Origin of the sequence: Phyllobacterium lublinensis, from assembly GCF_020164435.1 — a bacterium.
Lineage (GTDB): Bacteria > Pseudomonadota > Alphaproteobacteria > Rhizobiales > Rhizobiaceae > Phyllobacterium > Phyllobacterium lublinensis.
This window is the reverse complement of sequence record NZ_JAIUDQ010000006.1, coordinates 201506-225861: the sequence shown is the minus strand read 5'-3', so window position 1 is coordinate 225861 and position 24356 is coordinate 201506. Positions and strand designations below refer to the sequence as shown.

The 24356-nt window shown below is 56.3% G+C and carries 28 protein-coding genes and 1 pseudogene; 14 read left to right on the top strand and 15 right to left on the bottom strand.

What is annotated here, in order from left to right; translation table 11 throughout:
• Positions 1-43: 43 nt before the first annotated feature.
• From K9U38_RS10685 to K9U38_RS10665, 5 genes are all read right to left on the bottom strand, one after another.
• A complete protein-coding gene (locus K9U38_RS10685; RefSeq protein ID WP_224494302.1) occupies positions 44-847 on the bottom strand; it encodes an amino acid ABC transporter ATP-binding protein in 804 nt (267 codons plus the stop codon).
• 14 nt (positions 848-861) lie between these two features.
• Positions 862-2016, bottom strand: coding sequence for an amino acid ABC transporter permease (locus tag K9U38_RS10680; RefSeq protein WP_224494301.1), 1155 nt, complete (start codon positions 2014-2016; stop codon positions 862-864).
• Positions 2017-2018: 2 nt separating this feature from the next.
• Complete coding sequence (locus K9U38_RS10675) at positions 2019-3215, bottom strand: amino acid ABC transporter permease (protein WP_224494300.1); 1197 nt, start codon at positions 3213-3215, stop codon at positions 2019-2021.
• Between the two features lie 189 nt (positions 3216-3404).
• Entirely contained in the window at positions 3405-4433 is a 1029-nt protein-coding gene (locus K9U38_RS10670; RefSeq protein WP_224494299.1) for an amino acid ABC transporter substrate-binding protein, read from the bottom strand.
• Positions 4434-4643: 210 nt separating this feature from the next.
• Positions 4644-5456 carry a phosphatase PAP2 family protein gene (locus K9U38_RS10665; protein ID WP_224494298.1) on the bottom strand — a complete coding sequence of 271 codons (813 nt, stop codon included), beginning with the start codon at positions 5454-5456 and terminating at the stop codon, positions 4644-4646.
• 243 nt (positions 5457-5699) lie between these two features.
• Here K9U38_RS10665 and K9U38_RS10660 point away from each other — a divergent pair, with 243 nt between their 5' ends.
• The 3 genes from K9U38_RS10660 (at position 5700) to copM (ending at position 7725) form a co-directional block, all read left to right on the top strand.
• Complete coding sequence (locus tag K9U38_RS10660) at positions 5700-6875, top strand: cystathionine beta-lyase (protein ID WP_224494297.1); 1176 nt, start codon at positions 5700-5702, stop codon at positions 6873-6875.
• A 47-nt stretch (positions 6876-6922) separates the two neighbouring features.
• Entirely contained in the window at positions 6923-7264 is a 342-nt protein-coding gene (locus K9U38_RS10655; RefSeq protein WP_224494296.1) for a hypothetical protein, read from the top strand.
• Between the two features lie 80 nt (positions 7265-7344).
• Complete coding sequence (copM, locus tag K9U38_RS10650) at positions 7345-7725, top strand: CopM family metallochaperone (protein ID WP_224494295.1); 381 nt, start codon at positions 7345-7347, stop codon at positions 7723-7725.
• Positions 7726-7788: 63 nt separating this feature from the next.
• Here the strand turns inward: copM and K9U38_RS10645 are convergent, their stop codons facing one another.
• Positions 7789-8127 (bottom strand): BRA0787 family protein, encoded by a 339-nt coding sequence (locus K9U38_RS10645; protein WP_224494294.1) that lies wholly within the window; start codon positions 8125-8127, stop codon positions 7789-7791.
• Positions 8128-8616: 489 nt separating this feature from the next.
• Here K9U38_RS10645 and K9U38_RS10640 point away from each other — a divergent pair, with 489 nt between their 5' ends.
• On the top strand, positions 8617-8943 hold the full coding sequence (locus K9U38_RS10640; RefSeq protein WP_224494293.1) for a hypothetical protein: 327 nt from the start codon (positions 8617-8619) through the stop codon (positions 8941-8943).
• A 71-nt stretch (positions 8944-9014) separates the two neighbouring features.
• Here K9U38_RS10640 and K9U38_RS10635 read toward each other — a convergent pair whose 3' ends face one another.
• Together K9U38_RS10635 and K9U38_RS10630 are read right to left on the bottom strand one after the other, a co-directional pair.
• Positions 9015-9269 carry a hypothetical protein gene (locus tag K9U38_RS10635; RefSeq protein WP_224494292.1) on the bottom strand — a complete coding sequence of 85 codons (255 nt, stop codon included), beginning with the start codon at positions 9267-9269 and terminating at the stop codon, positions 9015-9017.
• Between the two features lie 146 nt (positions 9270-9415).
• Positions 9416-9658 carry a hypothetical protein gene (locus tag K9U38_RS10630; protein ID WP_224494291.1) on the bottom strand — a complete coding sequence of 81 codons (243 nt, stop codon included), beginning with the start codon at positions 9656-9658 and terminating at the stop codon, positions 9416-9418.
• Between the two features lie 1200 nt (positions 9659-10858).
• Here K9U38_RS10630 and K9U38_RS22005 point away from each other — a divergent pair.
• Complete coding sequence (locus K9U38_RS22005; protein WP_255607106.1) at positions 10859-10987, top strand: hypothetical protein; 129 nt, start codon at positions 10859-10861, stop codon at positions 10985-10987.
• Between the two features lie 261 nt (positions 10988-11248).
• Here the strand turns inward: K9U38_RS22005 and K9U38_RS10625 are convergent, their stop codons facing one another.
• The gene (locus K9U38_RS10625) at positions 11249-12235 is read right to left on the bottom strand and encodes an MlaD family protein (protein WP_224494290.1); all 987 of its coding nucleotides are present in this window, start codon (positions 12233-12235) and stop codon (positions 11249-11251) included.
• Between the two features lie 373 nt (positions 12236-12608).
• Here K9U38_RS10625 and K9U38_RS10620 point away from each other — a divergent pair.
• Positions 12609-13943: pseudogene (locus K9U38_RS10620) on the top strand (sulfatase-like hydrolase/transferase); the annotation flags it as partial.
• The gene (locus tag K9U38_RS10615; protein ID WP_224494373.1) at positions 13880-14497 is read left to right on the top strand and encodes a LysE family translocator; all 618 of its coding nucleotides are present in this window, start codon (positions 13880-13882) and stop codon (positions 14495-14497) included. The pseudogene K9U38_RS10620 and the gene K9U38_RS10615, both read left to right, overlap by 64 nt.
• Positions 14498-14568: 71 nt before the next feature.
• Here the strand turns inward: K9U38_RS10615 and K9U38_RS10610 are convergent, their stop codons facing one another.
• On the bottom strand, positions 14569-14886 hold the full coding sequence (locus K9U38_RS10610) for a PepSY domain-containing protein (protein ID WP_224494289.1): 318 nt from the start codon (positions 14884-14886) through the stop codon (positions 14569-14571).
• Between the two features lie 182 nt (positions 14887-15068).
• On the opposite strand from K9U38_RS10610, the gene K9U38_RS10605 reads away from it, so the two are divergent.
• A complete protein-coding gene (locus K9U38_RS10605; protein ID WP_224494288.1) occupies positions 15069-15401 on the top strand; it encodes an antibiotic biosynthesis monooxygenase family protein in 333 nt (110 codons plus the stop codon).
• Positions 15402-15828: 427 nt separating this feature from the next.
• Positions 15829-16038 carry a hypothetical protein gene (locus K9U38_RS10600; protein WP_224494287.1) on the top strand — a complete coding sequence of 70 codons (210 nt, stop codon included), beginning with the start codon at positions 15829-15831 and terminating at the stop codon, positions 16036-16038.
• A 23-nt stretch (positions 16039-16061) separates the two neighbouring features.
• On the opposite strand, the gene K9U38_RS10595 is transcribed toward K9U38_RS10600, so the two are convergent.
• Together K9U38_RS10595 and K9U38_RS10590 are read right to left on the bottom strand one after the other, a co-directional pair.
• The gene (locus K9U38_RS10595; protein ID WP_224494286.1) at positions 16062-17273 is read right to left on the bottom strand and encodes a GAF domain-containing sensor histidine kinase; all 1212 of its coding nucleotides are present in this window, start codon (positions 17271-17273) and stop codon (positions 16062-16064) included.
• A gap of 62 nt (positions 17274-17335) precedes the next feature.
• Positions 17336-17596, bottom strand: a complete 261-nt coding sequence (locus tag K9U38_RS10590; RefSeq protein ID WP_224494285.1) for a DUF982 domain-containing protein — start codon at positions 17594-17596, stop codon at positions 17336-17338.
• A gap of 107 nt (positions 17597-17703) precedes the next feature.
• Between K9U38_RS10590 and K9U38_RS10585 the strand changes: the two genes are divergently transcribed.
• Positions 17704-18186 (top strand): NUDIX hydrolase, encoded by a 483-nt coding sequence (locus K9U38_RS10585; RefSeq protein ID WP_224494284.1) that lies wholly within the window; start codon positions 17704-17706, stop codon positions 18184-18186.
• Positions 18187-18192: 6 nt separating this feature from the next.
• Here the strand turns inward: K9U38_RS10585 and K9U38_RS10580 are convergent, their stop codons facing one another.
• Positions 18193-18561, bottom strand: coding sequence for a hypothetical protein (locus K9U38_RS10580; RefSeq protein WP_224494283.1), 369 nt, complete (start codon positions 18559-18561; stop codon positions 18193-18195).
• A 363-nt stretch (positions 18562-18924) separates the two neighbouring features.
• Here K9U38_RS10580 and K9U38_RS10575 point away from each other — a divergent pair, with 363 nt between their 5' ends.
• From K9U38_RS10575 to K9U38_RS10565, 3 genes are read left to right on the top strand one after another with little or no spacing between them, the layout of a single operon-like run.
• Complete coding sequence (locus K9U38_RS10575) at positions 18925-19383, top strand: (2Fe-2S)-binding protein (protein ID WP_224494282.1); 459 nt, start codon at positions 18925-18927, stop codon at positions 19381-19383.
• A gap of 3 nt (positions 19384-19386) precedes the next feature.
• Positions 19387-21543, top strand: coding sequence for a xanthine dehydrogenase family protein molybdopterin-binding subunit (locus K9U38_RS10570; RefSeq protein WP_224494281.1), 2157 nt, complete (start codon positions 19387-19389; stop codon positions 21541-21543).
• Positions 21544-21553: 10 nt separating this feature from the next.
• The gene (locus K9U38_RS10565; RefSeq protein ID WP_224494280.1) at positions 21554-22195 is read left to right on the top strand and encodes an Isoquinoline 1-oxidoreductase subunit; all 642 of its coding nucleotides are present in this window, start codon (positions 21554-21556) and stop codon (positions 22193-22195) included.
• An 84-nt stretch (positions 22196-22279) separates the two neighbouring features.
• On the opposite strand, the gene K9U38_RS10560 is transcribed toward K9U38_RS10565, so the two are convergent.
• The gene (locus K9U38_RS10560; protein WP_224494279.1) at positions 22280-22627 is read right to left on the bottom strand and encodes a hypothetical protein; all 348 of its coding nucleotides are present in this window, start codon (positions 22625-22627) and stop codon (positions 22280-22282) included.
• A 63-nt stretch (positions 22628-22690) separates the two neighbouring features.
• Complete coding sequence (locus K9U38_RS10555; protein ID WP_224494278.1) at positions 22691-23143, bottom strand: hypothetical protein; 453 nt, start codon at positions 23141-23143, stop codon at positions 22691-22693.
• Between the two features lie 364 nt (positions 23144-23507).
• On the opposite strand from K9U38_RS10555, the gene K9U38_RS10550 reads away from it, so the two are divergent.
• Positions 23508-24353, top strand: a complete 846-nt coding sequence (locus K9U38_RS10550; RefSeq protein WP_224494277.1) for a hypothetical protein — start codon at positions 23508-23510, stop codon at positions 24351-24353.
• The last annotated feature ends 3 nt before the right edge of the window (positions 24354-24356 follow it).

Sequence of the window (24356 nt, the reverse complement as noted above, 5' to 3'; positions counted from 1 at the left end):
ACAAGGACCACTGCAGTAGATTTCATAACGAAACGCAGCAGCCTCAATGCAAAATCTGGCTGAGGAACAGCTTGGTCCGCTCATGTTGCGGGTTGTCGAAGAACTCGGCCGGCGCGTTCTGCTCGACGATCTGCCCCTGATCCATGAAGATCACCCGGTTGGCGACCTGGCGGGCAAAACCCATCTCATGGGTGACGCAAACCATGGTCATGCCCTCTTCGGCGAGCTGGACCATCGTATCCAGCACTTCCTTGATCATTTCCGGATCGAGTGCCGAGGTTGGCTCGTCGAACAGCATGATGCGCGGGTTCATGCACAGGGAACGCGCGATGGCGACGCGTTGCTGTTGGCCGCCGGAGAGTTGGCCCGGATATTTGTTGGCCTGCTCGGGGATCTTGACGCGTTCAAGATAGTGCATCGCGATCTCGTCGGCCTTCTTCTTCGGCATCTTGCGCACCCAGATCGGCGCGAGGGTGCAGTTTTCCAGAATCGTAAGATGCGGAAACAGATTGAAATGCTGGAACACCATTCCGACTTCGCGGCGCACTTCGTCGATCTTCTTCAGGTCGTTGGTCAGTTCGATGCCGTCAACGATGATCTTGCCGCTCTGGTGCTCTTCCAGCCGGTTTATGCAGCGGATCATGGTAGACTTGCCTGAGCCGGATGGACCGGCAATGACGATGCGCTCGCCGCGCATGACTTTCAGGTTGATGTCCTTGAGGACGTGAAAGTCGCCATACCACTTGTTCATGTTGATGATCTCGACGGCAACATCCGTCTTGGAGACATGCAGAAGCGAGCGGTCGACGTGGATCTCGTTAGGATCAACAACGTTTTCGGTTGTCATGATAGGAATACTCCTTAGCGTTTATGTCCTGTATCGAGCCGCCTCTCCATGAAGATGGAATAGCGCGACATTCCGAAACAGAAAATCCAGAAGACGAAACCGGCAAAAATCAGGCCGGAAATGGGTGTTTGCGGTGAAATCCAGTTGGCATCCGAAAAGTGCTGTTTCACGGTTCCAAGCAGATCGAACATGCTGATCACGGTCACGAGACTCGTGTCCTTGAACAGGCCGATGAAAGTGTTGACGATGCCTGGAATAACCAGCTTCAGCGCCTGCGGCAGAATGATCAGCCCGGTTTTCTGCCAGTAGCCAAGCCCGAGTGAATCTGCACCTTCATATTGCCCTTTCGGAATGGCCTGTAGACCACCGCGAACGACTTCGGCCATGTAGGCCGACGCGAAAAGGGCCACACCGATCAGCGCGCGCAGGAACCTGTCGAACGATACGCCCGGCGGAAGGAACAGGGGCAACATGTAGCTGGCCATGAACAGGACGGTGATCAGCGGGATGCCGCGGATCGTTTCGATGAAGATGACGCAGAGCATCTTTATCACCGGCAACTTCGACCGGCGACCGAGTGCCAGCACGATGCCCAGCGGAAGCGACACCGAGATGCCGACAAAGGAAAGCGTCAGGGTGACGAGCAATCCACCCCACGAGGAGGTCTCGACATATGGCAGGCCAAACCACCCACCAACCAGGAGTATGAAGGCCACGATCGGAAAAATGAAGAAAAACACGACCGCGTTCAACACCTTGTAGGGTATCTTGGGCACGAGAAGCGGCACCAGCAGCAAAACAAAAATGATTGCAACGAGGTTGACGCGCCAGTGCTGGTCCATCGGATAGGGACCATACATGAACTGATTGAAGTTGGCGTTCACATAGGCCCAGCAGGCGCCGGTCCAGCCATCAGGCTGGATGCCTCCTTGCGCCACCGTCGAACAGACGGACCGGTCCGGTCCAGACCAGACTGCGTTGATGAACAGCCAGTTGATCATCCCCGGCAAAAACCAGGCCAACAAGAGGATAGCCAGGATCGTCAGGGCCGAATCCATCGGCGTGGCGAAGAGGTTGGTGCGCATCCACCGGACGACACCCCTTTCGCCAAGCGGCGGGGTCTGGCCCTGAAGCATTTCTGTGCGGACGAAGCTGAGATTGTTATCCATGATCAGCGCTCCACCAATGCCATTCTGGCATTAATCCAATTCATGAACAACGATGTGAGCAGGCTGATGCTGAGATACACGACCATCCAGATTGCCACGACTTCGATCGAGCGGCCCGTCTGGTTGAGGATCGTACCGCCGACCGCAACGAGGTCCGGATAGCCGATCGCCACAGCCAGCGACGAGTTTTTGGTAAGGTTGAGATATTGGCTCGTCAGTGGCGGGATGATGATGCGCATCGCCTGTGGCACCACGACCAACCGTGTTGTCGGCCCCGCCCGCAAGCCGAGCGCATGGGACGCCTCACTCTGTCCCTTGCCGACACCGCGAATGCCGGCACGGACAATCTCGGCGATGAAGGAAGCGGTATAGAAGGACAACGCCAGATAGAGCGACATGAACTCCGGACCGATCAGCGTGCCTCCCCTCAGGTTGAAGGCACCGAGAACCGGATAGTCGAACGAAATCGGAAAACCCTTTATGATCAAAGCCAGGAGCGGAAGACCGATGATGAGGCCGAAGGCCGTCAGGCCAACCGGGAATTGCTGACCAGTTGCCATCTGGCGCTTGTAGGCCCAGCGCCGGACGAGGAACGCGCCGACAATGCCCGCAATGAGGCCTGCGCCTGCGAGCCAGGCACCTTCACCGAACACGGGCGCCGGAAAAAACAGGCCGCGATTGTTGAGAAAGGTGCTGAACGGCAGTTTGATACTTTCCCGCGCTTGCGGCAAAACCGACAAAACGCCCAGATACCAGAAGAAGATGACCAGCAAGGGCGGGATATTCCGGAATACTTCGACGTAGACAGTGCAAAGCTTGCGGATCAGCCAATTGTGCGAAAGGCGACCTATTCCGATGATGAAACCGATGACCGTGGCTGTGATGATGCCGACGACCGCAACTGTCAAAGTGTTGAGAATGCCGACTGCCAGGGCCTTGATGAAGGTCGAATCGCTTGTGTAACTCAGGTAAGGGCTGCTGCTGATATCAAAGCCGGCGCGCCCGTCCAGGAAGCCGAATCCAGAGGCAAGGTTCGCCCGCTGCAGGTTTGTAATGGTATTGTTGACGATCCAGTAGACCAGACCTGCCAGCACAAGAACGGTCACGGTCTGAAAAATATAACCGCGAAATTTCGGATCGTATAAAAGGGATGCTTTTGCGCTGTCTCTGCCGACAGGCGTAATATCCTGTGATGCCATAACCCCTCATTTCTTTAAACGTTTGTTCTTATTGTTATTATTCGTTTGGTGTTGGGAGAGGAGGCAAAGCCCCCTCTCCCTTTTTTATCGCTTGGTGCTTTTCCATTAAGCTCCAGAAATGGAAATGCTCCGATACTTTGTCCGACACAATTCCGAACCGAAACCGGCCCTGGAATTGCGCAAAGCCGATTAGCGGATCGGCATTGCGTACTGCAGACCACCCTTGCTCCATTGCGCATTGATGCCGCGCGCAATCTTGAGCGGGCTGCCGGAGCCGATGTTGCGTTCAAAGACTTCGCTGTAGTTGCCAACAGCCTTGACGATGTTGATGACCCAATCATTGGTGAGGCCGAGGTCTGTTCCAAGCTTGGTGTTGGCTTCCTGACCGAGAACGCGCTTGATCTCCTGATTGTCGCTGTTCTTCAGTTCCTCGACATTGCCTTGCGTGATGCCAAGTTCCTCGGCAGTCAACAACGCAAAATGGGTCCAGCGAATGATGTCGGCCCATTGTGGATCACCCTGACGAACGACAGGGCCCAGCGGTTCCTTCGAAATGATCTCCGGAAGCACGACGTGATCTGCAGGCGCCGACAGCGCCAACCGGTAAGCATAAAGGCCGGACTGATCGGTTGTGTAAACATCGCAGCGACCCGAATCGTAGGCCGCATTTACCTCTTCGACCTTCTCGAACACGACCGGGTTGTATTCCATCTTGTTCGACTTGAAGTAATCGGCAAGATTCAGCTCGGTCGTTGTACCAGCCTGAACGCATACGGAAGCGCCCGACAGCTGCAATGCAGAGTTGATGCCCGACAGCTTCTTCGAATTGATCATGAAACCCTGGCCGTCATAGTAGTTGACGCCCGTGAAATCGAAGCCCTGCGTATCGCGGCTCAGAGTCCAGGTGGTGTTGCGAATCAGTACGTCGATTTCGCCGGACTGCAGAGCAGGAAGACGGTCCTTGGCCGACAGTGGCGTGTACTTCACTTTCGTTGCATCGCCAAACACAGCTGCAGCAACAGCGCGGCAATAATCTACGTCGAAACCCGACCATTCACCCTTATCGTTCGGTGACGCAAATCCCGGCAGACCGGTATTGACGCCGCACTGGAGGAATCCCTTCTTCTTGATGTCGTCAAGTGTTCCAGCCGAGGCTGCGGTCGCCAGGAGAACCAGCGCCGAGGCAGCCAACGCGCCCTTCAAGACAATATTTTTCATAACAAGTGTACCCTTTGGTTGTTGCCTGTCGTTCCCAGAGAGAAAAAACTGCATATTGGCAGGTAACCCCTATACCCCAAAAAGAGGGCCCAATACCTCTCCCATTCACCCCCGCATCGAAGGCCATTCTGCTTCTTTGGTCAAGGGATAATCTTTGCTCAAAATTGGAGCAACAAGCATCCATCGAATGCCCAGCAGCTTAATTTTCCATTATTTCTTGTTGAGATAGCTCTCTGGCCGCCAGAAACGATCACGAAAACGTAAGATAGGCCAGAATCGTCCCCTGTCGAAAAGGAACGCCGTACGGCGGCCCGCAAGGAATCTGGCGAGTGCAACTGTAAATAGAAAGCCGAGACTGTAACCCGCCACGACATCCGTCGCGTAATGGGCGCGCGCGATGATCCGGGTAAACGCGATGAACATGGTCGCGAGGATGATCGGAGCACGCCAGCGTGGAAACCACAGGGCAAGCACCGCGCCTACCGCACCCATGGTGGTGGAATGGCCAGACGGGAAACTTGCGAAATTGTAGCCGGCCTCGAAGGGCGAGAAACTGGTCGTGCCAAGCGTGTCGATAAATTTCGGCCGTGCCCTGCCGATGAAGAATTTTGCAATGTTCGTCAGAATTCCGGCAAGCGCGATGGCCCAGAAGGCGAATGTCGCCTGGGCATAGACCAGACCGAATCGTACACGCCTGGAATGGGCAACACTTGTCCAATCGATGCCGATAAGACAAACGCCGATCGCAAAGGCGGGAATGAGATACCACTGCGACAGACCGATGTCGGTCAGATGGCGCACTTTGCCCAATGTGCCGTAGGACCATAGGGTTCGCGACAGATGTTCATCATAGGGGTGCAACAACAGAATGAGGAAGAAAATCAGCACGACGGCCATCGTCATGCCGTTCGTCCATGCCGGAGGTGACCCCGGATAGGCTGGCCCATTGATGCGGCGCAGAAAACGGACGATGGCTTGACCGGTCCGCCGCAGTGCGGATTTCCGGTGAGGAATTTCAGTCATCTTTCCATTCCGGTTAAGCAAACCTCTCTCCTGTTGCAACGGACGCGCACTGGCATTATCGACTTCCAGAGATCGTCCGCAAATTCTCCCTGACGGTCATCTGATGCGATTTTCTGCGCTTCCGGTGCTCACGTACTTTAAGTACGCTGCGCTCCGGTTCTCAAAAACCACACCAGCTGACACATCACGGAAAAATTTTCAAACGGTCTCTGGTTCAGGCACACAAGATATGGAGACCTACTGATGGAGAAGCAACCGGGCAAGACAATCAAAACGGGCATCAACACCCGCCTTGCCCACAGCGGGTACGATCCGCGCGATTATCACGGTTTCGTCAATCCGCCTGTCGTCCATGCTTCAACCGTGCTGTTTCCCGATGCCGAAACCATGGCGAGCCACAAGCAGAAATACACCTATGCCACTCACGGCACTCCCACCACCGATGCGCTGTGCAAAGCAATCGATGAGCTGGAAGGGTCGGTTGGAACGCTGCTGGTTCCGTCCGGCCTGGTGGCGGTGACGCTTCCCCTTCTGGCATTCCTGTCGCCGGGCGATCATCTGCTGATGGTCGACAGCTGCTACGGCAACACGAGGCATTTCTGCAATACGATGTTGAAACGACTCGGGATCGAAACCGAATTTTACGATCCGCTGGTCGGTGCCGGCATCGAACAGCTCATACGGCCGAATACCCGGGTCGTATTCACCGAGTCTCCGGGCTCCAACACGTTCGAAGTGCAGGATATTCCTGCCATAGTCGAAAAGGCGCATGCGGCCGGCGCGATTGTGATGATGGACAATACCTGGGCGACGCCGATCTATTTCAAGGCGCTCGACTACGGCGTTGACGTGACCATCCACGCGGCTACCAAATACCCCTCGGGGCACTCCGATATCCTGATGGGAACGGTGTCGGCGAACGAGAAATGCTTCAAGACGCTCGATGCCGCCTATACGGCGCTCGGGCTGTGCGTGAGCGGCGACGATGCCTATCAGATCCTTCGCGGCCTGCGCACCATGGGCGTGCGGATGGAACGGCATGCCGAAAATGCTCTCGCAATCGCCAAATGGCTGGAGGGCCAGGACGGCGTCGTGGAAGTATTGCACCCCGCGCTGGAAAGCCATGCGGGACACACCTTGTGGAAACGCGACTTTTGCGGTGCCGGCGGCGTGTTCTCCATCGTCATCGATGGCGGCGTAACACAGGCGAACGCCTTCCTGAACGCATTACGGATATTCGGTCTTGGCTATTCCTGGGGCGGCTATGAAAGCCTGGCGCTGCACGTCCATCTGGGCGGGCGGGTCATCACCGGCAAGAATTATCAGGGACCGGTCATCCGGCTGCAGATCGGTCTCGAGGATACGGCAGATCTGATAGCCGACATCGAGAACGGATTGGCGGCGGCAAAGGCCGCATAAATAGAAGTTGATTTCGATTTGCCTGACGCTCTTGCTATCAAACGTGCATGAACAAGATTGCTGCAATCATCATGCTGCTGGTGGGGCTCAGTATTGGCTGGGTTCCCGTGTTTGCCTCGCCCTCGCGCCTGACGGCTGAGTTATCGGGGACCCCGGCTGCTATCGCTCATATGCATCATTCCGACGCTTGCTCAGGCAAGCAGCACCATTGCCCGCAGGAGACCAAACAGTTGCACCCGCCCGTTTGCGCGGCTTGCATCGGTGTTCCTGCCATCAGCTTCCATATACTGGCGGCAGCGCAGCCCAGAACGATCATTCCACGCGGTGAGCAATTGCCGCTCGTGGCCCGGGTCGATCCTCCGCTTCCACGGCCGCCCCGGAGGGCATGATCGTGTCCAATTCGTCTGGCGCACAGGTGGCGGGCCATAGCCTGTGCCTTATTGACTGGCCCTTTTGAAAGATCACAACAATGAACACGACATTTCTTGCCGGCACGGCATTGATGTGTGTCCTCGCCCTCGCCTCGCCGGCCTTGGCGCAGGACCACAGCGCGCACCAGCAACACGACACGGCGGCAATGCCGGCCGGCGACCAGAGCGCACCATCGAAGGCGTTTGCCGCCGCCAACGCCAAGATGCACAAGGACATGGCGATTGAATTCAGCGGAAACGCAGACAAGGATTTCGTCCTCGGCATGATAGCCCACCACCAGGGTGCAATCGACATGGCGAAGATCGAGCTTGAATATGGCAAGGATGCCGAACTTCGCAAACTTGCGGAGGAAATCATCGCCGCCCAGGAAGGTGAAATCAAACTGATGAAGGCCTGGCTCGCCAAGAGCGGCGGCTAAAAAAGGATCACCCGCCGGTTTGGCACCGGCGGGTGATCCAGGCAAACTCGTATTACTCAGGCCCTACTGGCGCATTTCATAGCCGGCGGCCCGCTTCTGCAGGCACAATTGCCAAAGGCTGTAGGCTGCATCGGCATAGGTCGATGTGCCTGCCTTGAACTCGGCTGAACGCAACGGCAACAAATCCTCAACGACATCCAGTGTGCGTGAAGGAAGGATATCCGTGCAGGTCCACAGCCGCCGGAACACGGCACTGATCGCAACCTGCCTGTCATTGACATCAATCACGGGCTCGTCATTACCGAGTTCCCAATCCTCCAAGGCGTCAATGGCGTCCTGAAATGCGTTATGCAATATGATGGGCGCGTGACCCTCATGAAGTGGGTGCAGCAAACCAGGCATTCCTGTCTCCTCACTCTTGCGTTGCAGTACCGGGGGCTCCCGGAAACGGAATCATAAGGGTGGAAAGCCTCTTTCAGCAAGCCCTAACTGAGATACCATACCAATTTACTAGACATATTGTATTAAATCGAGATTTCGCGACAGATTTACCCAGCTACATTCAACCCCGAATTGCACAAACCGGTATAATCGATTGAATATGCACCCATTTCAATCAAACGGCCACGACAATCCAATATGGGGCCTGTGGAATACGTTCTAGTTTGTCTAGTGAATTTCACTTCCGACGACGACTCAAACGGGCTTTTTCCGGGCCGCCGGCGTGGAGTCAAAACTAACCTCATTGTTAACCTTTGAATTTGCGCTCATTTCCGCAGAGGCGCACCCAGTCGAAGCCTGTTGCGTTTATCGCGAGCCGCCATCTTGCCAAAACGGCGTTGTTAGCCCATTCATGTGGCCGCTGCCCCACGCGATCGAGGATATTGGCATATGACGACAAGGCACCTTCAGGTGATGATACTCTCCGCACTGCTGGCAGGCTGCGGAAACATTCAGGGTCAGCTCGACAACGAAAAAATCTCTTCCCTGCGTTTTGATACGGTCGACTGTCCAGCCCTTGTGGCTCAGCGCAACCAGGCCGCGGCCGAGGTCAGCCGGCTGACCAATGGCGCCGGGTATCAGGATCCAAGCATCATTACGGGTTTTGGACCGTTCCTGCCGGATTACCGCACCGAAAACCAGAAAAAGGCCGGCGCCTTGCAAGGCCAGGTCGATTCAATGAGCCGGTCCATCGACCGCCGGAAGTGCGCGGCCTAGCAACACCTCAAGCCTGCATCGAAATGGCCCCCACGGGGCCATTTCTTCTTGTGACTGCCAATTGCCAGGGGCTAGCTGCCGCGAAGAATCCGGCAAAGCTGCACGAGCCCGCTGTCGTAGCTCATGGCATTGGCCGCAATGTCGCGGCAACGGAGCTTCAGCTTCGAACGCTCGGCCTCGCTGAGCGCTGTCAGTTGCGCCGCGATGGCGCCGGGTCTGGCTATCGTGTCGGTCCTCGTTCCACCGGATGAGGACGTGTATCCGCCACCGGTGACACCGCCACCGGGATTGATACCGCCGCCTTGCGTGCCAGCGCCGATACCCACTCCAACGCCGACACCAGCGTTGCCGCCAATATTTGCGCCGACTGCGGCGTTGACACTTCCACCATTGCCGACATTGGCACCAAGGCCAGCAATTTCCCCGTTGCTGCCGCCAACCCTTGCGCCCGCGCCGGCGCTGATGCCATTATCTACTCTGGCGCCTGCGCCCGCGTTGACACCATTTTGGCCCCGCCAACTGAAGCGGCCGCACCGGCATCGATACCTTTTGAACCGCCGACCGATGCATCGACATCTGTCTTGACGCTACCAAGACCCGCCCTAGCGCCAAGGCCAAGGCCGCCATTTCTCGAACCCCCGACGGATATTCCCTCGGCTGCTGCCGGTATTGCCCCCGTCGCCAATATGAGTGTGCCAGCAAGTATACAAGTCATTTTCTTTGCAAAATGATGCATGTCGCTCTCGTAGCCGTTGCTGTCTCAACAAGTACCCAATACCAGAATTCTCGTCTGGATGAATAGATAATCTCTCAATACATGCTTTGAACCAATTCAAGCGCAAACAATCAATGAAATTCAATATGATATATATTTACTTGAATAAGGTAACCTCATGGAGTATCATAAAATATTCTCACGTCTTTTAGTAAAATTTTACTTTACATGCCAATCATATATTTGAACGCATATCAATATATATTTGTTTTATACGTTAGCTATCTCGTACTGTATGTCACAGCCGCCATCAAGCACCTCACGAAACCATGTTGAGGGGTAGCTCTGTAATAAAAGGCTGATAGGAGCTTTCGGTTCCCTAATCCATTGAAAATTCAATTCGAACCATTGTCCGGGACACAATGCGCACTCACATCTCACGGCATGTTGACCGGTACTGCAGCTGATTCGCCTGTGGATGAATGAGTTCTTGTTGAATAAGCAAAAAATCAGAGTATTTTAGCGCTTTGGGTGGCTTTCAACCGGTTAATTTGTTCTTCTCAAGGGAGTGACAAACAAAATGGAAGAGGTGACGCTGCATACCCCCCACAATGCAAGCTGCGCATCCCCGCAAATATTACAAAGAGTACGCTCGGAAATGCCCAAGAAGACAACCAGTCCGAATAAGCTTTCGGATATTCTGAGGCGCGCCAAAGGCGGATTCACGCATCGTAGATTCAAGGAGCATGCAAAGTAGTAACAGGGTCGTTCCATCGACGCCTTGTAACCTGCCTGCAAACCAAGCCCCGGCAAGGCAACGCGATTGATCGCGGCCGCATCGACTGGACGCATTCCTTGAGTGTGTCCTTCAGAGCGAATTTGACATGGATGAAGGCGAGGTATCACTGGGTGTTGTCTCGCCTTCAACCTGTTTGCGCTGGTCCATACTGAGCGGCAGTACTGCTTGACTGGCAGCAATGGTTGGCTAGGCTAACCATATTCCTCGCCCATGGGTCGAGATGTGCTGCAAAATCATGTATATAGTATCCCAATGGTCTGTCCCTGATCCTGGCAGCATAGCTCGAATTGTTGAGTTGTCTTGGATATATCCCTGTGGCCTGATGTGACCTGAGCCGGATATTTAGATTGGCTTAAAGTCCTCTTGACCACTGTTTTCATTGGCAGATGCGGGAGGCACCAATGGAGGAGGATGACAAGAAGGAGAAGGAGGATTACGCGCCATACCTTACTTCGATATGGGGCTACCTCATCGTCTTTCTGATCATCATACCGATTGTCTTGTACTTAGGCCGCCAGTTCGGAAGGTAACCAGTCGTGTCCAGCGTAATGAAAAAGAGGGCGAAGAACCCCGTCGCAGTTCCGTTTCCGCTATCGAATGACGAAGGTCCATTCGCATTCGACAACGAATTCAGACCGTATCTTTATTGGCCACCAGCAATCGTGATGGTCACGCTGGCAGTTAGCGGCTACCTGATCGGAATGTATTTCGCATCCTGACGGCGCTTTTCCCCGGATCGTGAACAATGTCGCGTACGGCACTTGACGTGCACGTGTGACGAACATTCGATATCAGCGGCTTCCGTTGTATTCCGGAACCTTGTTCTCGTCGCCAAGAATGAGTTTTTGCGGATCATCCTGGATGGTGGAGACACCGCGCTCGATATTTTGGACCGTGCGGCGGCTTTGCGATACAAACCGCTGGACGTCGCGTAGCCTTGGCTCGGTCATGTTGGCGAGATCGTTGGTAATGGAAACCAGGCGCGTGTTAAGCTCCTTCGCCTGCTCCTGATACGCTTGCAGCTTGGACCGCATCGCGCTCACGGTGCTGTCCTTGTCATCGGAAAGCTGCTTGTCGACATTGGCCAGCGTATCATCCACCTTCACCGACGCTGTCTTCACCCGCCCGATGATCTCGCGAGCATCTGCCATGATCTCTTCTAGGCTTTGGGCACGCTGACCATATTTGGTGATCAGCTCCGTGCTGTCGGCTAGGCTGTCAGTAAATGTCTTCGCCTGCTTGATGCTTTCGATGAATGGTCCACGGGTCTCGGCCAGATATTTTTCCGTCGCGGCGGTCGCCTGGTCGACGCGCTCGATCCAGTCCTGTGCGGTCTGGACCAGCGTCTTCAGCGAAGACGGATCAACGTCCATGCGCGCGACCGTATCTTCCTTTTCAGCCTCTTCGAGCAGTTTCGGTTCATAGGCCTTGCCGCCCGTCAGTTCGATACGTGCCTGCCCCGCCAGCAATTCGAATGCCAAGGTCGCAACGGTCGAACGCGTGATGGGGGTGGTCGAGTCGATCTCCGTCTGCACAATGACAGCATCCGGATTGCTTGAATCGACGAACAGGCGTCGGACCTCGCCGACCTTCAACCCGTTGAAGAAAACCGGACTGTTCGCAGCCAGACCCGTGACAGACCCGGGCACGCGGATTTCGAGCGTCGCGGTCTCACGTGTATCGCCATAACGGCCTATCCAGTAAAAGAAACCGAACGCCAGAAGACACACGACCAGACAGAAAACCGATACGAGAAAATAGTTTGCCTTGGTTTCCATCGATGTTCCGGCGCGACTCCGCGGGTGAGTTCTTCAGTCCCTTCATTACTCCGTCAGCTTGCGGCAAATCAACGGCAATAGGTAGCAAAAACCACCGGATTGGAGTTCCTGCATACCGTAGTCCCAAAGGAACATCCATTGTAGGGCCGTGGGCGCACTGTGCGTTACTGTAACGTACTTCACTTGAACCAAGCTGCGGGTCACACTCCTCGCGTTGCAAGCGTCCCGACATGAAATTGCGGTAGAACGATTGCCCATGTTTTCGGATCAGACCCTCATCCGCGTTCTGATCCTGTGAGCGTTCAATATCGCTCCTTCCAAAGAGACCTTGCTTCGCCTTGCCAGGAGGAGAGGTTCCATGCGCTCTCGTTATATGCACGTCTCACACGCCCTGATTGCCGCCGTGGGTTTTACCGCCTTGACCGGAATTGGTTGCCCAACGGCATCCGCACAATCGGTCAGCGGGGAAGCGGGCTCTCCAGGGGCCACGACCACCATCGACGGGAAGCAACTCCCACCATCCCCACCGAAGTTCGGCGGTGTGATCAAGGAGAAAGCTTCCGAGTCACAACCCTGGTGGGCCCCGCGCGTGGTGCCCCCGAAGGGTGCGCCCAACATTTTGCTGATCATGACGGACGACCAGGGCTTTGGCGCACCAAGCACCTTCGGTGGCGTTATCCCCACCCCTGCAATGGATCGAGTTGCCAATGCGGGCCTACGCTTCACCAACTTTCATTCGACATCGCTATGTTCGCCGACACGAGCGGCACTGATAACGGGCCGCAACCACCATTCGGTTGGTGCCGGCGTGGTCGGCGAAATAGCCACGGGATATCCGGGCTACGATTCCATCATTCCAATCGAGAAGGCCACGATCGGTACGATCCTCAAAGAGAATGGCTACGCCACATCGTGGTTTGGCAAGAACCACAACACCCCGTCCTATCAGTCGAGCCAGGCAGGTCCCTTCACCCAGTGGCCGACAGGGATGGGCTTTGACTATTTCTACGGATTCGTCGGCGGTGACGCCAGTCAATGGCAGCCGAACTTGTTTCGCAACACCACCGCCATCTATCCGTTCGAAGGCAACCCCGGCTGGAACCTCGAAACAGCCATGGCCGACGAGGCCATCCACTATGTGAAGCAGTTGAAGGAGATCGCACCCGACAAGCCCTTCTTTGTCTATTATGTGCCCGGGGCCACGCACTCCCCGCACCACCCGACGGCGGAATGGATCAAGAAGATCAGCGACATGCATCTTTTCGACCAAGGCTGGAACAAGCTTCGCGACACCATTTTCGCCAACCAGAAGCGACTGGGGATCATGCCTGACAATGCCAGGCTGACACCTTGGCCAAAAGAGCTGCCGGAATGGGATAGGTTGGATTTCGAGCAGAAGAAGCTCTTCATCAAACAAGCGGATGTGTATGGAGCCTATCTCGCCTATGCCGACCATGAGATTGGACGGGTTATTCAGGCTGTCGAAGACCTCGGCGAACTCGACAACACCTTGATCATCTATATCGGTGGCGACAACGGCGCGAGTGCCGAAGGTATGCTCAATGGTACGCCGAATGAATTTACCACCTTCAATGGTGTAGCCGTGCCCGTGAAGGACCAGCTGCTCTGGTATCCGTTCTGGGGATCAGAGCGAACATTTCCGCATTTCGCGGCCGCCTGGGCGTGGGCGATGGGCACGCCGTGGCGCTTGCCAATGGCTCCAGATTTGGCATCCGGACAGCCGGTTACGGGATGGCGGGCGCGGTTCTGTCCGACTTTGTCCTGATCGGCGCCGTTGCGCTGGGGCTTGGCGCACTGCTTGCGGCGTCGGAATTCTGGTTCTCCGTGGTCAAGTGGATCGGCGTCGGCTACCTGACATTCCTCGGGATCATGCTGTTGCGCTCCAAAGGCACCCTTAATGAGTTTCAAGCCGATCCGAATGTCAGCACCCTGCCCTCCGGCCGCTCGGTCTTCCTCAAGAGCTTTTTCGTCGCCATCACCAATCCCAAGGGATATCTGTTCTTTACAGCGTTTCTGCCGCAATTTGTGGCGCCGGAATTGCCGCAGTTACCACAATATCTGGCGCTCGCCATAACGTTTGCGCTGATCGATTTCACCGTCATGTTCGGCTACGCGCTCTTGGGCGCACGTGCTGTTCGCGTATTGAGGGACAAAGGCGTGCTGTGGCTCGATCGCTTCTGCGGTGGTGCCCTGCTTGCACTCGCCGGCTCGCTGGCATTCTATCGGCGGGCAAGCGCCTGACATTCGAAACGTTATCCGCGCTTGTCGCGCCGGGTCCGCCTATGCGGCGAACCCGTTGATTGAAATGCTGTTTAACGGACTGAGATTACATCGCCCGTCTCGCGATCGATATCGACCCGGATGTCATCGCCGCGCCGATCGATGCCTTCGACCACGAATCTCGACCGGGTCCGCCTGACATTGTCTACATCGCGCACACCTTCAGCGCGGGCAATGCGAACAGCCTGACGCTCACCGATTTCATAGGACCGGCGCTCGACACGCTCTGGAACAGGCTCGCGCAGGCGCACACCATCCGGACCAATTATGATCGACTGTGCAAAGGCTTGCGGCACGGCTGTAGCGGCCATCAGGCCCGCAATTCCTACAATTGCCAATTTCTTCAACATAACATTCTCCTTACATCAAAATCGTACGCGAAATACCGACGCTCCTGAAACCAACGTTTGACTCCCGATAGCGTTCCCTGTCCTGCTTGGGATAGAAACATATCCAAAACGTGGCAACCGCTTCACACAAGATTTCAGTCCGAAATCCCAGGCCCAAATCGAAAGGAAAAAGGAATATCGCGATGGAACATCCGGCAAAGGCAAAGATAGCCCGCGTATGGCGAGGGCGGACGCTGCCGCACGTTGCGGATGAATATGAGGCGTACAACTATGAAGCTGGCATCAAGCCCTTGATCGAGAAGGCTCTCGGCGTCCAGACTTTCCGCGAAGACCGCGTGGACGAAACCGAATTCATGACGATTTCATACTGGGAGAGCGTCGAAGCAATGACCCGCTTCGCCGGCAGCGATCCACGGCGCATCCACCATCTTGAGCGCGACAGGGATTATTTGATCGAGCTTCCTTCGGAAGTGCAAATCCTCGAACTTCGCACCGCTCATGGCCAGACGGCGTGAGTCATGGGCATTTCAAACATCCTGCATCAATCGTGAATGCGTGGGCGCATTATGCCGAGGGCGATGCCTGCGCCCAGAACGATCGGGAGGATTATGACCACGAGAAACCACAGGAATTCAGACATTACGCGTCTCCTTGAATTTCTTGGCAGTACCAGCCGGATATCATAGCAGGTTCTTGCGATTATCGAAAATCGCCCCAGCTTGGCGCTTGCTCGGCCGCCTTCTCCAGTCCGCACCGGCAACATCCAGAAAACCTGCCATGCCCGTCCTCTTGAATCGCTGAACAGTTGGAATGTTCCGGAAGGCACGGCTGAACGGCCGTTACTCACGACTCTAAGTGATTAGGCGTCGATTGATTGTGGCTGCGGCCCAACAAACGTACATTGGGAGCATCGGGTAAAAACAACAAAAGATGGTTGGAGCCATGAAAAAAACTCGAGACTACTACGATTATGAACCGCAACGATCCCGTTCAATCATGGTGAAGCTATGCGATTACGGTGTCGTCATCATGCTGCTGTCGGGCGTGGTCTATTCGACCTATCTCGACATTGAAGCCAGGTTCAAGCCAACCCAGTCCAAGGTTCTGACCGCGAAGCAGACCGCCTCGATTGCTCAATACACGATCGAGTAATCCCCGAAGCGATGCTGGTCCAATCATCGGACTGGCATGGTGAATGTGAACCTTGTCTCGTTCCTATCAGAGCTGACATCCAGGGTCCCGCCATGGGCCTGCGCAATCTGGGACGCGATGTAGAGGCCGAGCCCCAGCCCCTGCACACCCGAGCCGGTCGTGCCGCGGGTGAAGGGTTGGAAAAGCTTTTCCAGGGCGATTCCCGTGATCGGCTCGCCAGCGTTTGAGACCGACACATGCAGTTGTCCGCTCTCGACAAACGCCTGAACCGTCACCGGATCGTCCGACGACCCATAGGTTACGGCATTGCCGAGAAGGTTCGAAAACATCTGGGCAATCCGTCCGTGATCCACGTCGATCTCGGCCGGCAGGTCCATGACAACATGCATTTTCACGTCCGGATTTGCGGAGCCTATTTCCGCGATCACCTGCTGCAAGGTTTCGACCAGGGACCTGTCATGCTGTTTCGTCAGGACCAGCCCGCCGCCAAGCCGTCCGCGTGCAAAGTCCAGCACATTGTCGATAAGGCCAGACATGCGCAGGATGCTGCCTCGCATCATGTTGAGAATCTTCACTGACTTTTCGGTCTGAGGTTCCCGGAGCAGTGCACCGGTACCGCCTGCCAATGAGGCCAGCGGATTGCGTAGATCGTGGCCGAGCACGGCAATGAACTGATCCCGGAGCTCATTGGTGGCCTCAGCGTCAAGCAGGCTTGCGCGGGCCTCGCGGATCGTTTCGTCAGCATCAAGGTGATAGGCAATAAGCTCGGCAAACAGCCGGAACGTCCCCAGGATCTGCGGATTGTTGAGCTTGGCGGGTTTCGGATCGATGGCGCAAAGCGTACCGAAGAAACGGCCGTCGGGAAGCACGATCGGCATGGAGATATAACTCTGCAGACCATAGGTGGCGGGCGTGTGATGCCCGCAATAGACCGGATCTTCCGCAACATTGTCGATGACGATGACTTCGCGAAACTGACGGACTTCATGGCAGAGCGTTGTCTCGACCTTGAGCTCGCCACCCGCCGCCAGCCCAAAGTGGATATTGTCCAGAACCTGACAGGCGACCCACCGGTCTTCAGTCACCCGCGCGACGGCGGCGAATCCCATGCCTGTTGCCCGGCAAACGACATCGAGAATGGTCGGCACAGAAGGGATTCTTTGTACGGCGTCGATGTCGTCCTGAAAGTCATGTGGCATAAGCCGCTGAAACTCGCTTGCTAGTGTCGGGATCATTCACACTAGCCACCCGCAAGCTGTCGCGCAATCGCATCTGTCGGCGATCCAAAATTGTTATTTCACGACCTTTCCCTGCCGGGGCGGACCAGCATACCCGACTGTCTTGCGGCCTCGACGAATACGTCGCGCGCCACGGCGGCGCTGGCCTCTCCCTGTAGGGCAAGCTTGCACATCCTGATTGCCTTTTCCTGGAAATGCTCGTTGTCCGGGGGCCATTTGAGCGCAAGGAAATCCAGTGCAGCCTGAACGGATTCAATAGTCTGCAAATTACCGGACTGATCGGTTTCAAGGGTGAGCGGTTGAAAGGCGTTCTGATCCATCTTCCTTTAACTCGCAGAGTATATGTAGGTTCCAGCCGCATCAGATCGCCGTGGCGCAGCCCGCAGGTTGCGGGCTAGGATGTTGTCAACCTGTCCAGGGAGAGCACATGCCGCGAAAAAGCGCCGGTATTCTCATGTACCGCAACGATGGGGGCGGTCTGAGGGTCTTGCTGGTTCATCCGGGCGGGCCGTTCTGGCGCACGAAGGATACTGGCGCCTGGTCCGTACCGAAAGGAGAGCATGGCGAAGATGAAGACCCGGAAACTGCCGCCCGGCGGGAGTTTCATGAAGAAACAGGGCATATGTTGCACGGAACCGTTCATTCATTGGGCAATATACGGCAAGCGGGCGGAAAGCTCGTAACCTGCTTTGCTGTCGAGGGAACTTTCGACACAGCCAGTCTCACCAGCAATACATTTGAACTGGAGTGGCCACCGCGCAGCGGCGTGCTGCAGTCGTTTCCTGAGGTTGACAAAGCGGCGTGGTTCACGATTCCTGAGGCCAACACGAAAATAATTCCGGGCCAACGTCCGTTTTTTGACCGGCTCGAGGCGCTTGTCGCGGCCGCTGGAGGTCGCAGCGTACCATAGCGATCCCTATGCTTTGCCCGGATCCTCTCCAGCCGCCCAGTCGTCTTCATCATTGTCGTTGAATTCAGACGATGGATCGCCCCCATGTTCGGGCGGGCTCATCGATCGCACCTTGTCTTCGGCCTCATGGCTGAGATGTTGCCAGGTGCGGGCCAGATTTTCCGCCGCCTCGCGATACTGCTCATCGACGTCGGCTTCATCCATGACGTGCAGGAGCTCGTCAAAGTCATTGACGCCCTTCTCTATGACGGCTTGCAGCCGCTCCGCCTGCTCCAGTGTAAGGCTGGGGCGCGCGAGTGCACGGGGAACTTCCTGGACGAGATTCTGAATCAGGTCGGCGTGGCCCTTCAGGCGTGGAATCCATTCAGCTGCCATGTGCGTGGTCCTCGACGGATAATCCTCTGCCATACTATCCCATGTGCCGGCTTTTCCAAAGATGGGACGCTCCAGACGGAAATCCAAAGCCTTCCTGGGTGGTGCAACAAGGAATTGTTTGGAACTTCTGGACGCATTGATGGGTTATGCGGCGAAACTATCCGCGCGATTGCAGGCCTGAACGGTTCTCCGCAATGCTGTGAAAGTGTGTCGGTAAGTTGAATTAAGGGCCTGCTCTCACGATGGCGTGAAAAGGGGAACATCGTGTGAGCAGGCGAAAAAAATCGTGCTATGCGTTTAATTCCACAAGAAGCGCCAACTCAAGCTAGCACCAGTGCTGCAAGCCAGATGCGGAGTTCAGCCATGATTACCTTCAAGCTAAATGGGCAGCAACGAACGTTCGACGGCGATCCCGACACGCCGCTGCTCTGGGTCTTGCGTGATTTCGAGAAGCTCACCGGCACAAAGTATGGATGTGGCATTGCCCAATGCGGCGCGTGCACGGTGCACCTCGACGGCACGACGCGTCGTAGCTGCATCACCCCGACCTCGACGGTAGAAGGGTCCGAGGTCATTACGATCGAAGGCATAGACGGCAAGGAAGCCGAGGCAGTACGCAAGGCATGGATTGCTATCGACGTACCGCAATGCGGCTATTGCCAGTCCGGCCAGATCATGTCCGCCGTATCGCTACTTCAGCTGACTCCAAAGCCAACGAATGAGGACATTGACGGAGCGATGGCCGGCAATATCTGTCGCTGCGCCACCTATCACCGCATAAGGCAGGCGATTCATGACGCCGCCGACACGATGGAGGGCTGAGCCATGACCTTCAACGCTGTCAAAACCACCCGCCGTTCGTTTCTTGCCGGTGCGGGGCTGGTCATCGGTTTCACGCTGGCGCCGAAGGTGTTCAGTGCGTCCGCCATGGAGGGGGTTCCCGCCGGTGGCGACAAGGGCCTTTCGCAGATCAACGCTTTCATAAAGATCGGTCCCGACGACACGGTTACCGTACTATCCAAGCATATAGAGTTCGGCCAGGGGCCCTTTACCGGGCTTGCAACCATTGTTGCCGAGGAACTCGATGCCGACTGGAGCCAGATGCGCGCGGTTCATTCACCGGCCGACGACAAAGGTTACGCCAATCTGGCATTCGGCTTGCAAGGAACGGGCGGCTCGACTTCCATCGCCAACTCCTATGAGCAGTTGCGAAACGCCGGTGCAACGGCACGGGCCATGCTGATCGCTGCAGCAGCTGCAGAATGGAGTGTTCCGGCAAGCGAAATCACGGTCGAGAAAGGCCGTATCAAACATGCCGGGTCGGGCAAGGAAAGTGGATTCGGTGCGCTTGCCGACAAGGCGGCGACCCAAACGCCTCCCACTACGCCGAAATTGAAGGATCCGAAGGATTTCGCACTTATCGGCCAGGAACTGCCGAAGCTCGACACAGTCGGAAAGACCGATGGCACGGCGGTGTTTACGCTCGATATCACAGCCGACGGCATGCTCTATGCCGTTGTCGCCCATCCCGAGCATTTTGGGGCGACCGTGAAGTCGGTGGATGACGCTGCGGCGCGCAAGATTGCCGGTGTCGTTGACATCAAGGCGATCCCGCAAGGCGTGGCCGTCTATGCGGACAATACCTATGCGGCCCTGAAAGGCAGGGACGCTCTTGCGATCGAGTGGGATCTTTCCAAAGCGGAAACACGCTCCAGCGACGAGCTTACGGCCGATTTCGCGAAAATGGTTGGCACCAAGGGACACGAGGCAGCCAATACCGGCGATGTCGACAAGGCCTTTACCGGCAAGGATGTGCAAACCCTAGAAGCCGAGTTTGTCTTCCCCTTCCTTGCGCACGCTCCGATGGAACCACTCGATGCGGTCTTCATCAAGGCAGCCGATGGATCAGTGGACGTCTACAATGGCGCCCAGTTCCCTGGCATGGACAAGAAGGTTGCGGCACAGGTACTCGGCCTCGATGCGGACAAGGTGCGGGTGAATACGCAATTGGCCGGCGGCAGTTTTGGCCGGAAAGCGCAGTTCGGCTCGCCCTATATCGCCGAGGCAGCAGCGGTATTTGCCGCGACTGACGGCAACCGGCCCATGAAACACATGTGGACGCGCGAAGACGACATACGCGGCGGCTTCTACCGGCCCATGTATGTGCACAAGATGCGCGGCGCGATCGACGCCGGTGGCAACATTGTCGGCTGGGACCAGACGATCGTGGGCCAATCGATCATGGGCAAGGCGGAACTCGACGAGACATCCGTCGAAGGGGCCTCGAACCTTCCCTATGTCATACCGAACCTGCGCGTCATTTCGCACAATGTTTCCCTTGCAGTACCGCCGCTCTGGTGGCGGTCGGTCGGCCATACCCATACGGGATTTGCCGTCGAGACATTCGTGGACGAACTGCTGCAAAAAGTCGGTAAGGACCCCGTTGAAGGGCGCCTCGCGCTCCTGACCAAGGAGCCTCGCCATACTGGAACCCTGAAGAAGGTGGCCGAGATGGCGGACTGGGGTTCTGCCGTTCCCGAGGGCCGACAGCGCGGTGTTGCCGTGGTCAAGAGCTTCGGCACCTACGTAGCGCAAATCGCCGAAGTTTCCATCGGCGATGACGGTGCTCCTCGGGTCCACAGGGTGTGGTGTGCCGTCGACTGCGGCGTGGCCATCAATCCCAACGTCATAAAGGCGCAGATGGAGGGCGGCATCGGTTATGGCGTGGGCGCCATTCTTTTCGATGCCGTTACCCTTGGCCAGGGTGGCAAGATCGTGCAATCCAACTTCCACGACTATCGATCACTGCGGATCAATGAGATGCCAGCGGTCGAGGTTGCAATCATCCAGTCACGCGAAGCTCCCTCGGGGGTCGGCGAGCCTGGCGTGCCACCCGCGGGCCCGGCAATCGCCAATGCATGGCGGCGATTGAATCAGAGTCCCGTTCGGCGTCTGCCGATGGTCAATGTCGGCTCGGTCTGAGGGGAAACAGATGAAAAGCAACATCGCCCTTGTTTCCGTGGTCGCTTGCATTGCCATCAATGCGGCGTTCGCCATCTCAAACATTTCGCTGGCGCAGGACAGCCCAGCGAATTCCTTGAAACCGGCCGCTTCCTTCCAGTCGATCGCCGACCAGCAACAGCGTTCAGTGGCGATTTTCGAGGAGGCCGGCAAGGTGATCCAGCATCCGCGATGCGTGAATTGCCATCCAGCGACGGACCGGCCGTTGCAGTCAATGTCGATGCATCCGCATCAGCCGCCCGTCACTCGTGGCGAGGCCGGTATGGGTGTGCCCGGGATGATGTGCAATACCTGCCACGGACCCGAAAATGTGAAGGTTGTTGCGCAGGCGGAGACGATCAAGAGCATTCCCGGCAATGCCAACTGGCACCTTGCACCCATCGAAATGGCCTGGCAGGGCAAGTCGCTTGGCGAGATATGCAACCAGATCAAGGATCCGCAACGCAATGGCGGCATGTCGCTCGAAAAGCTCATCGAACACATGGCTCACGATGATCTGGTTGGCTGGGGCTGGCACCCCGGTGAGGGACGCGAGCCCGTTCCGGGAACTCAGGCAGAGTTTGGAGAGCTTATCCGCACCTGGGTAGAAACCGGCGCCGCCTGCCCCTCTTAGAGGTTCAAAGTTATGCGGGAGTGACCGAACAGAATCGGGCCTGAGTTGGCCGTCCGCCAAAATTCTCCGCGGAGATATCGTCGCCTAATACCAGTGGCGGCGCGTATCCTCACTCAGGGCTCGTCCAACCAGAACGCCGAGGCAGAATCCAAGGAAGCCTACGGTGCCAAGAATTGAAGTTGTCGTTCCCGGGTTGCGCCTTGCCACCTGGGAAACTGTCTGCGCCTGCGTACGCAGCGCGCGCGTCGCACCGGACATGATGGACGACGCATCCTCGGAAATCGATTGGGCAGCAGTTCTGGATTGCTTGCTGCGCACCGGGCTTTTTGCCTTCGCATTCTTTTTTTGAGGCGATGCGCCAGAATTAGCAGGCCTTTTCTGACGATTGTCCGGAGCGGACATGTCTTCGTTGGGTGTGGGAGTATCGACCATTGGGTTCATCCTTTTCCTGTGAGCAACATTTGTAGGGACAAGGCGGGGAGCTGACGCGCCTGATCAAATCTGGACCGGACGAATGGTATCGATCCTGATCTCGCCTTCAATCACGCCCCGCTTGAGATCGGTGCGATCGGTATCCACCACGATGACCGTGTAAAGCTTGTCGTCTCTGAACGCGCTCGCATTGATCGTCGTCACATCATCGGCCGGTGCGGAATCGATTTCCATGAAGTCAAGCTCCCTTCCTGATGCGACCAATCTAGCGTCGCCAGTGTTTCGCGCTGCCACTAGTACCTCTCCCTGAAACGGTGAATTCTGCCAACGGGGATCATCGGACGACGCGGTCGGAACCAGGCGATACAGATGGAGTGTTTGATCCGATCCAGGCAGTGGGGAAGAGCGCCCGGCGGCGTCATGTTGTTGCGCTTGGCTCTCCACCGAGCGCCCAAAGCTGTTCGAACTGCTTCTATCCAACTGCTCGCCCTGCCCTGTATTCTTGATGTCAGCCATCGGAATTGTCCTTTTCATACCTTCCCTTGCGAAACGGAGCCGGCCTTGATTGGTTCCCGGTCCAGCAGGCAGCGGGTTCGTCCGCATCGGCCCGATTGTATCGAGGCGGAGGCATCGAAACGTCAAACTATTCGGCGGTCTTCGCCTGTCATTGACCTCCCGAAGCTGTTCGAGATATGCGCAACGGAACGCAACAGACATGCCGGTGAAATAAGTGTAACAACGCGCCGGTCCGTATAGGCGGGCGGTTAGAATAGCACCTGAACATTTGCGAAGAGCGTGCACGCGGATATTGACGAATAATTCTGATATGCTTGTAGTGCGAGTTCGTATAGTGTTTCGCCGAAAGTGATCGGAGGCCACTATGCCATCAGCAGTCCCCGCCGGTATGTTTTCTTCTTCCGAGATACGCAAACATCGCGACACGATTGCAGAATTTTGCGATGCTGCGGCTGATTTTCTCGACTGGACTTTCGCCGACCACAAGGCGTTCTATGACAAATGGGGCGTGTCCAAGTACTACGGCAACCGCAAGCCTGAGCACCGCACCCGCGACCTTCGCATCAAAGAACTTCGAAAGTTTGGCAAGCCTACATTCCTGGTGGACCAGCAGGTGGCAACTGCCTGCATATTGCTTGCAATGCAGGCCGTAGAGCGCGGCTTCAATGCAACTGGTATGAGCAACACCTGGAAAAAGATCAACAATCAGTTGAAAATCGACCAGAAGTTCTACGGCACCGACTTGCAAATCATGCTGCAACAACTCGGATGGAAGCTCTATTACTGGAACCCGGATCCATCCAAGAACGCAGAATGGGACGCCCAGGACCAGGAGCTCAATCCGCTGAAGCCGCCACGCAAGTGGATGCCGGTATGGGGCGGGCACGCTCTGCGGTTCGCATCGGTCAAGAACCAGGGCATCTATTACGATTCGAAGGTCGACAATTCCACCAAGCTGGTCGGGTTCAAGAAAACGCAGCCTGCCGGCTTCGCGAACGTGCCGATCTTCGTCGGTATCGCCCATGCGGGGTATCACGTGTTCCCTGGACGTCGCGGCGAGGTGGTGGAAGCCCATTCGATGCGCCAGATGATCGACAGGGACAACATCGAGTTCTCCCCGTTCAACCCACTGGCAAGTGGTGGCGGTCCGCGCTGGACCCGATCGGAGAAATACCGCTCGGGCCTCATCGCCGTGCCATTCGACTTCTGAGTA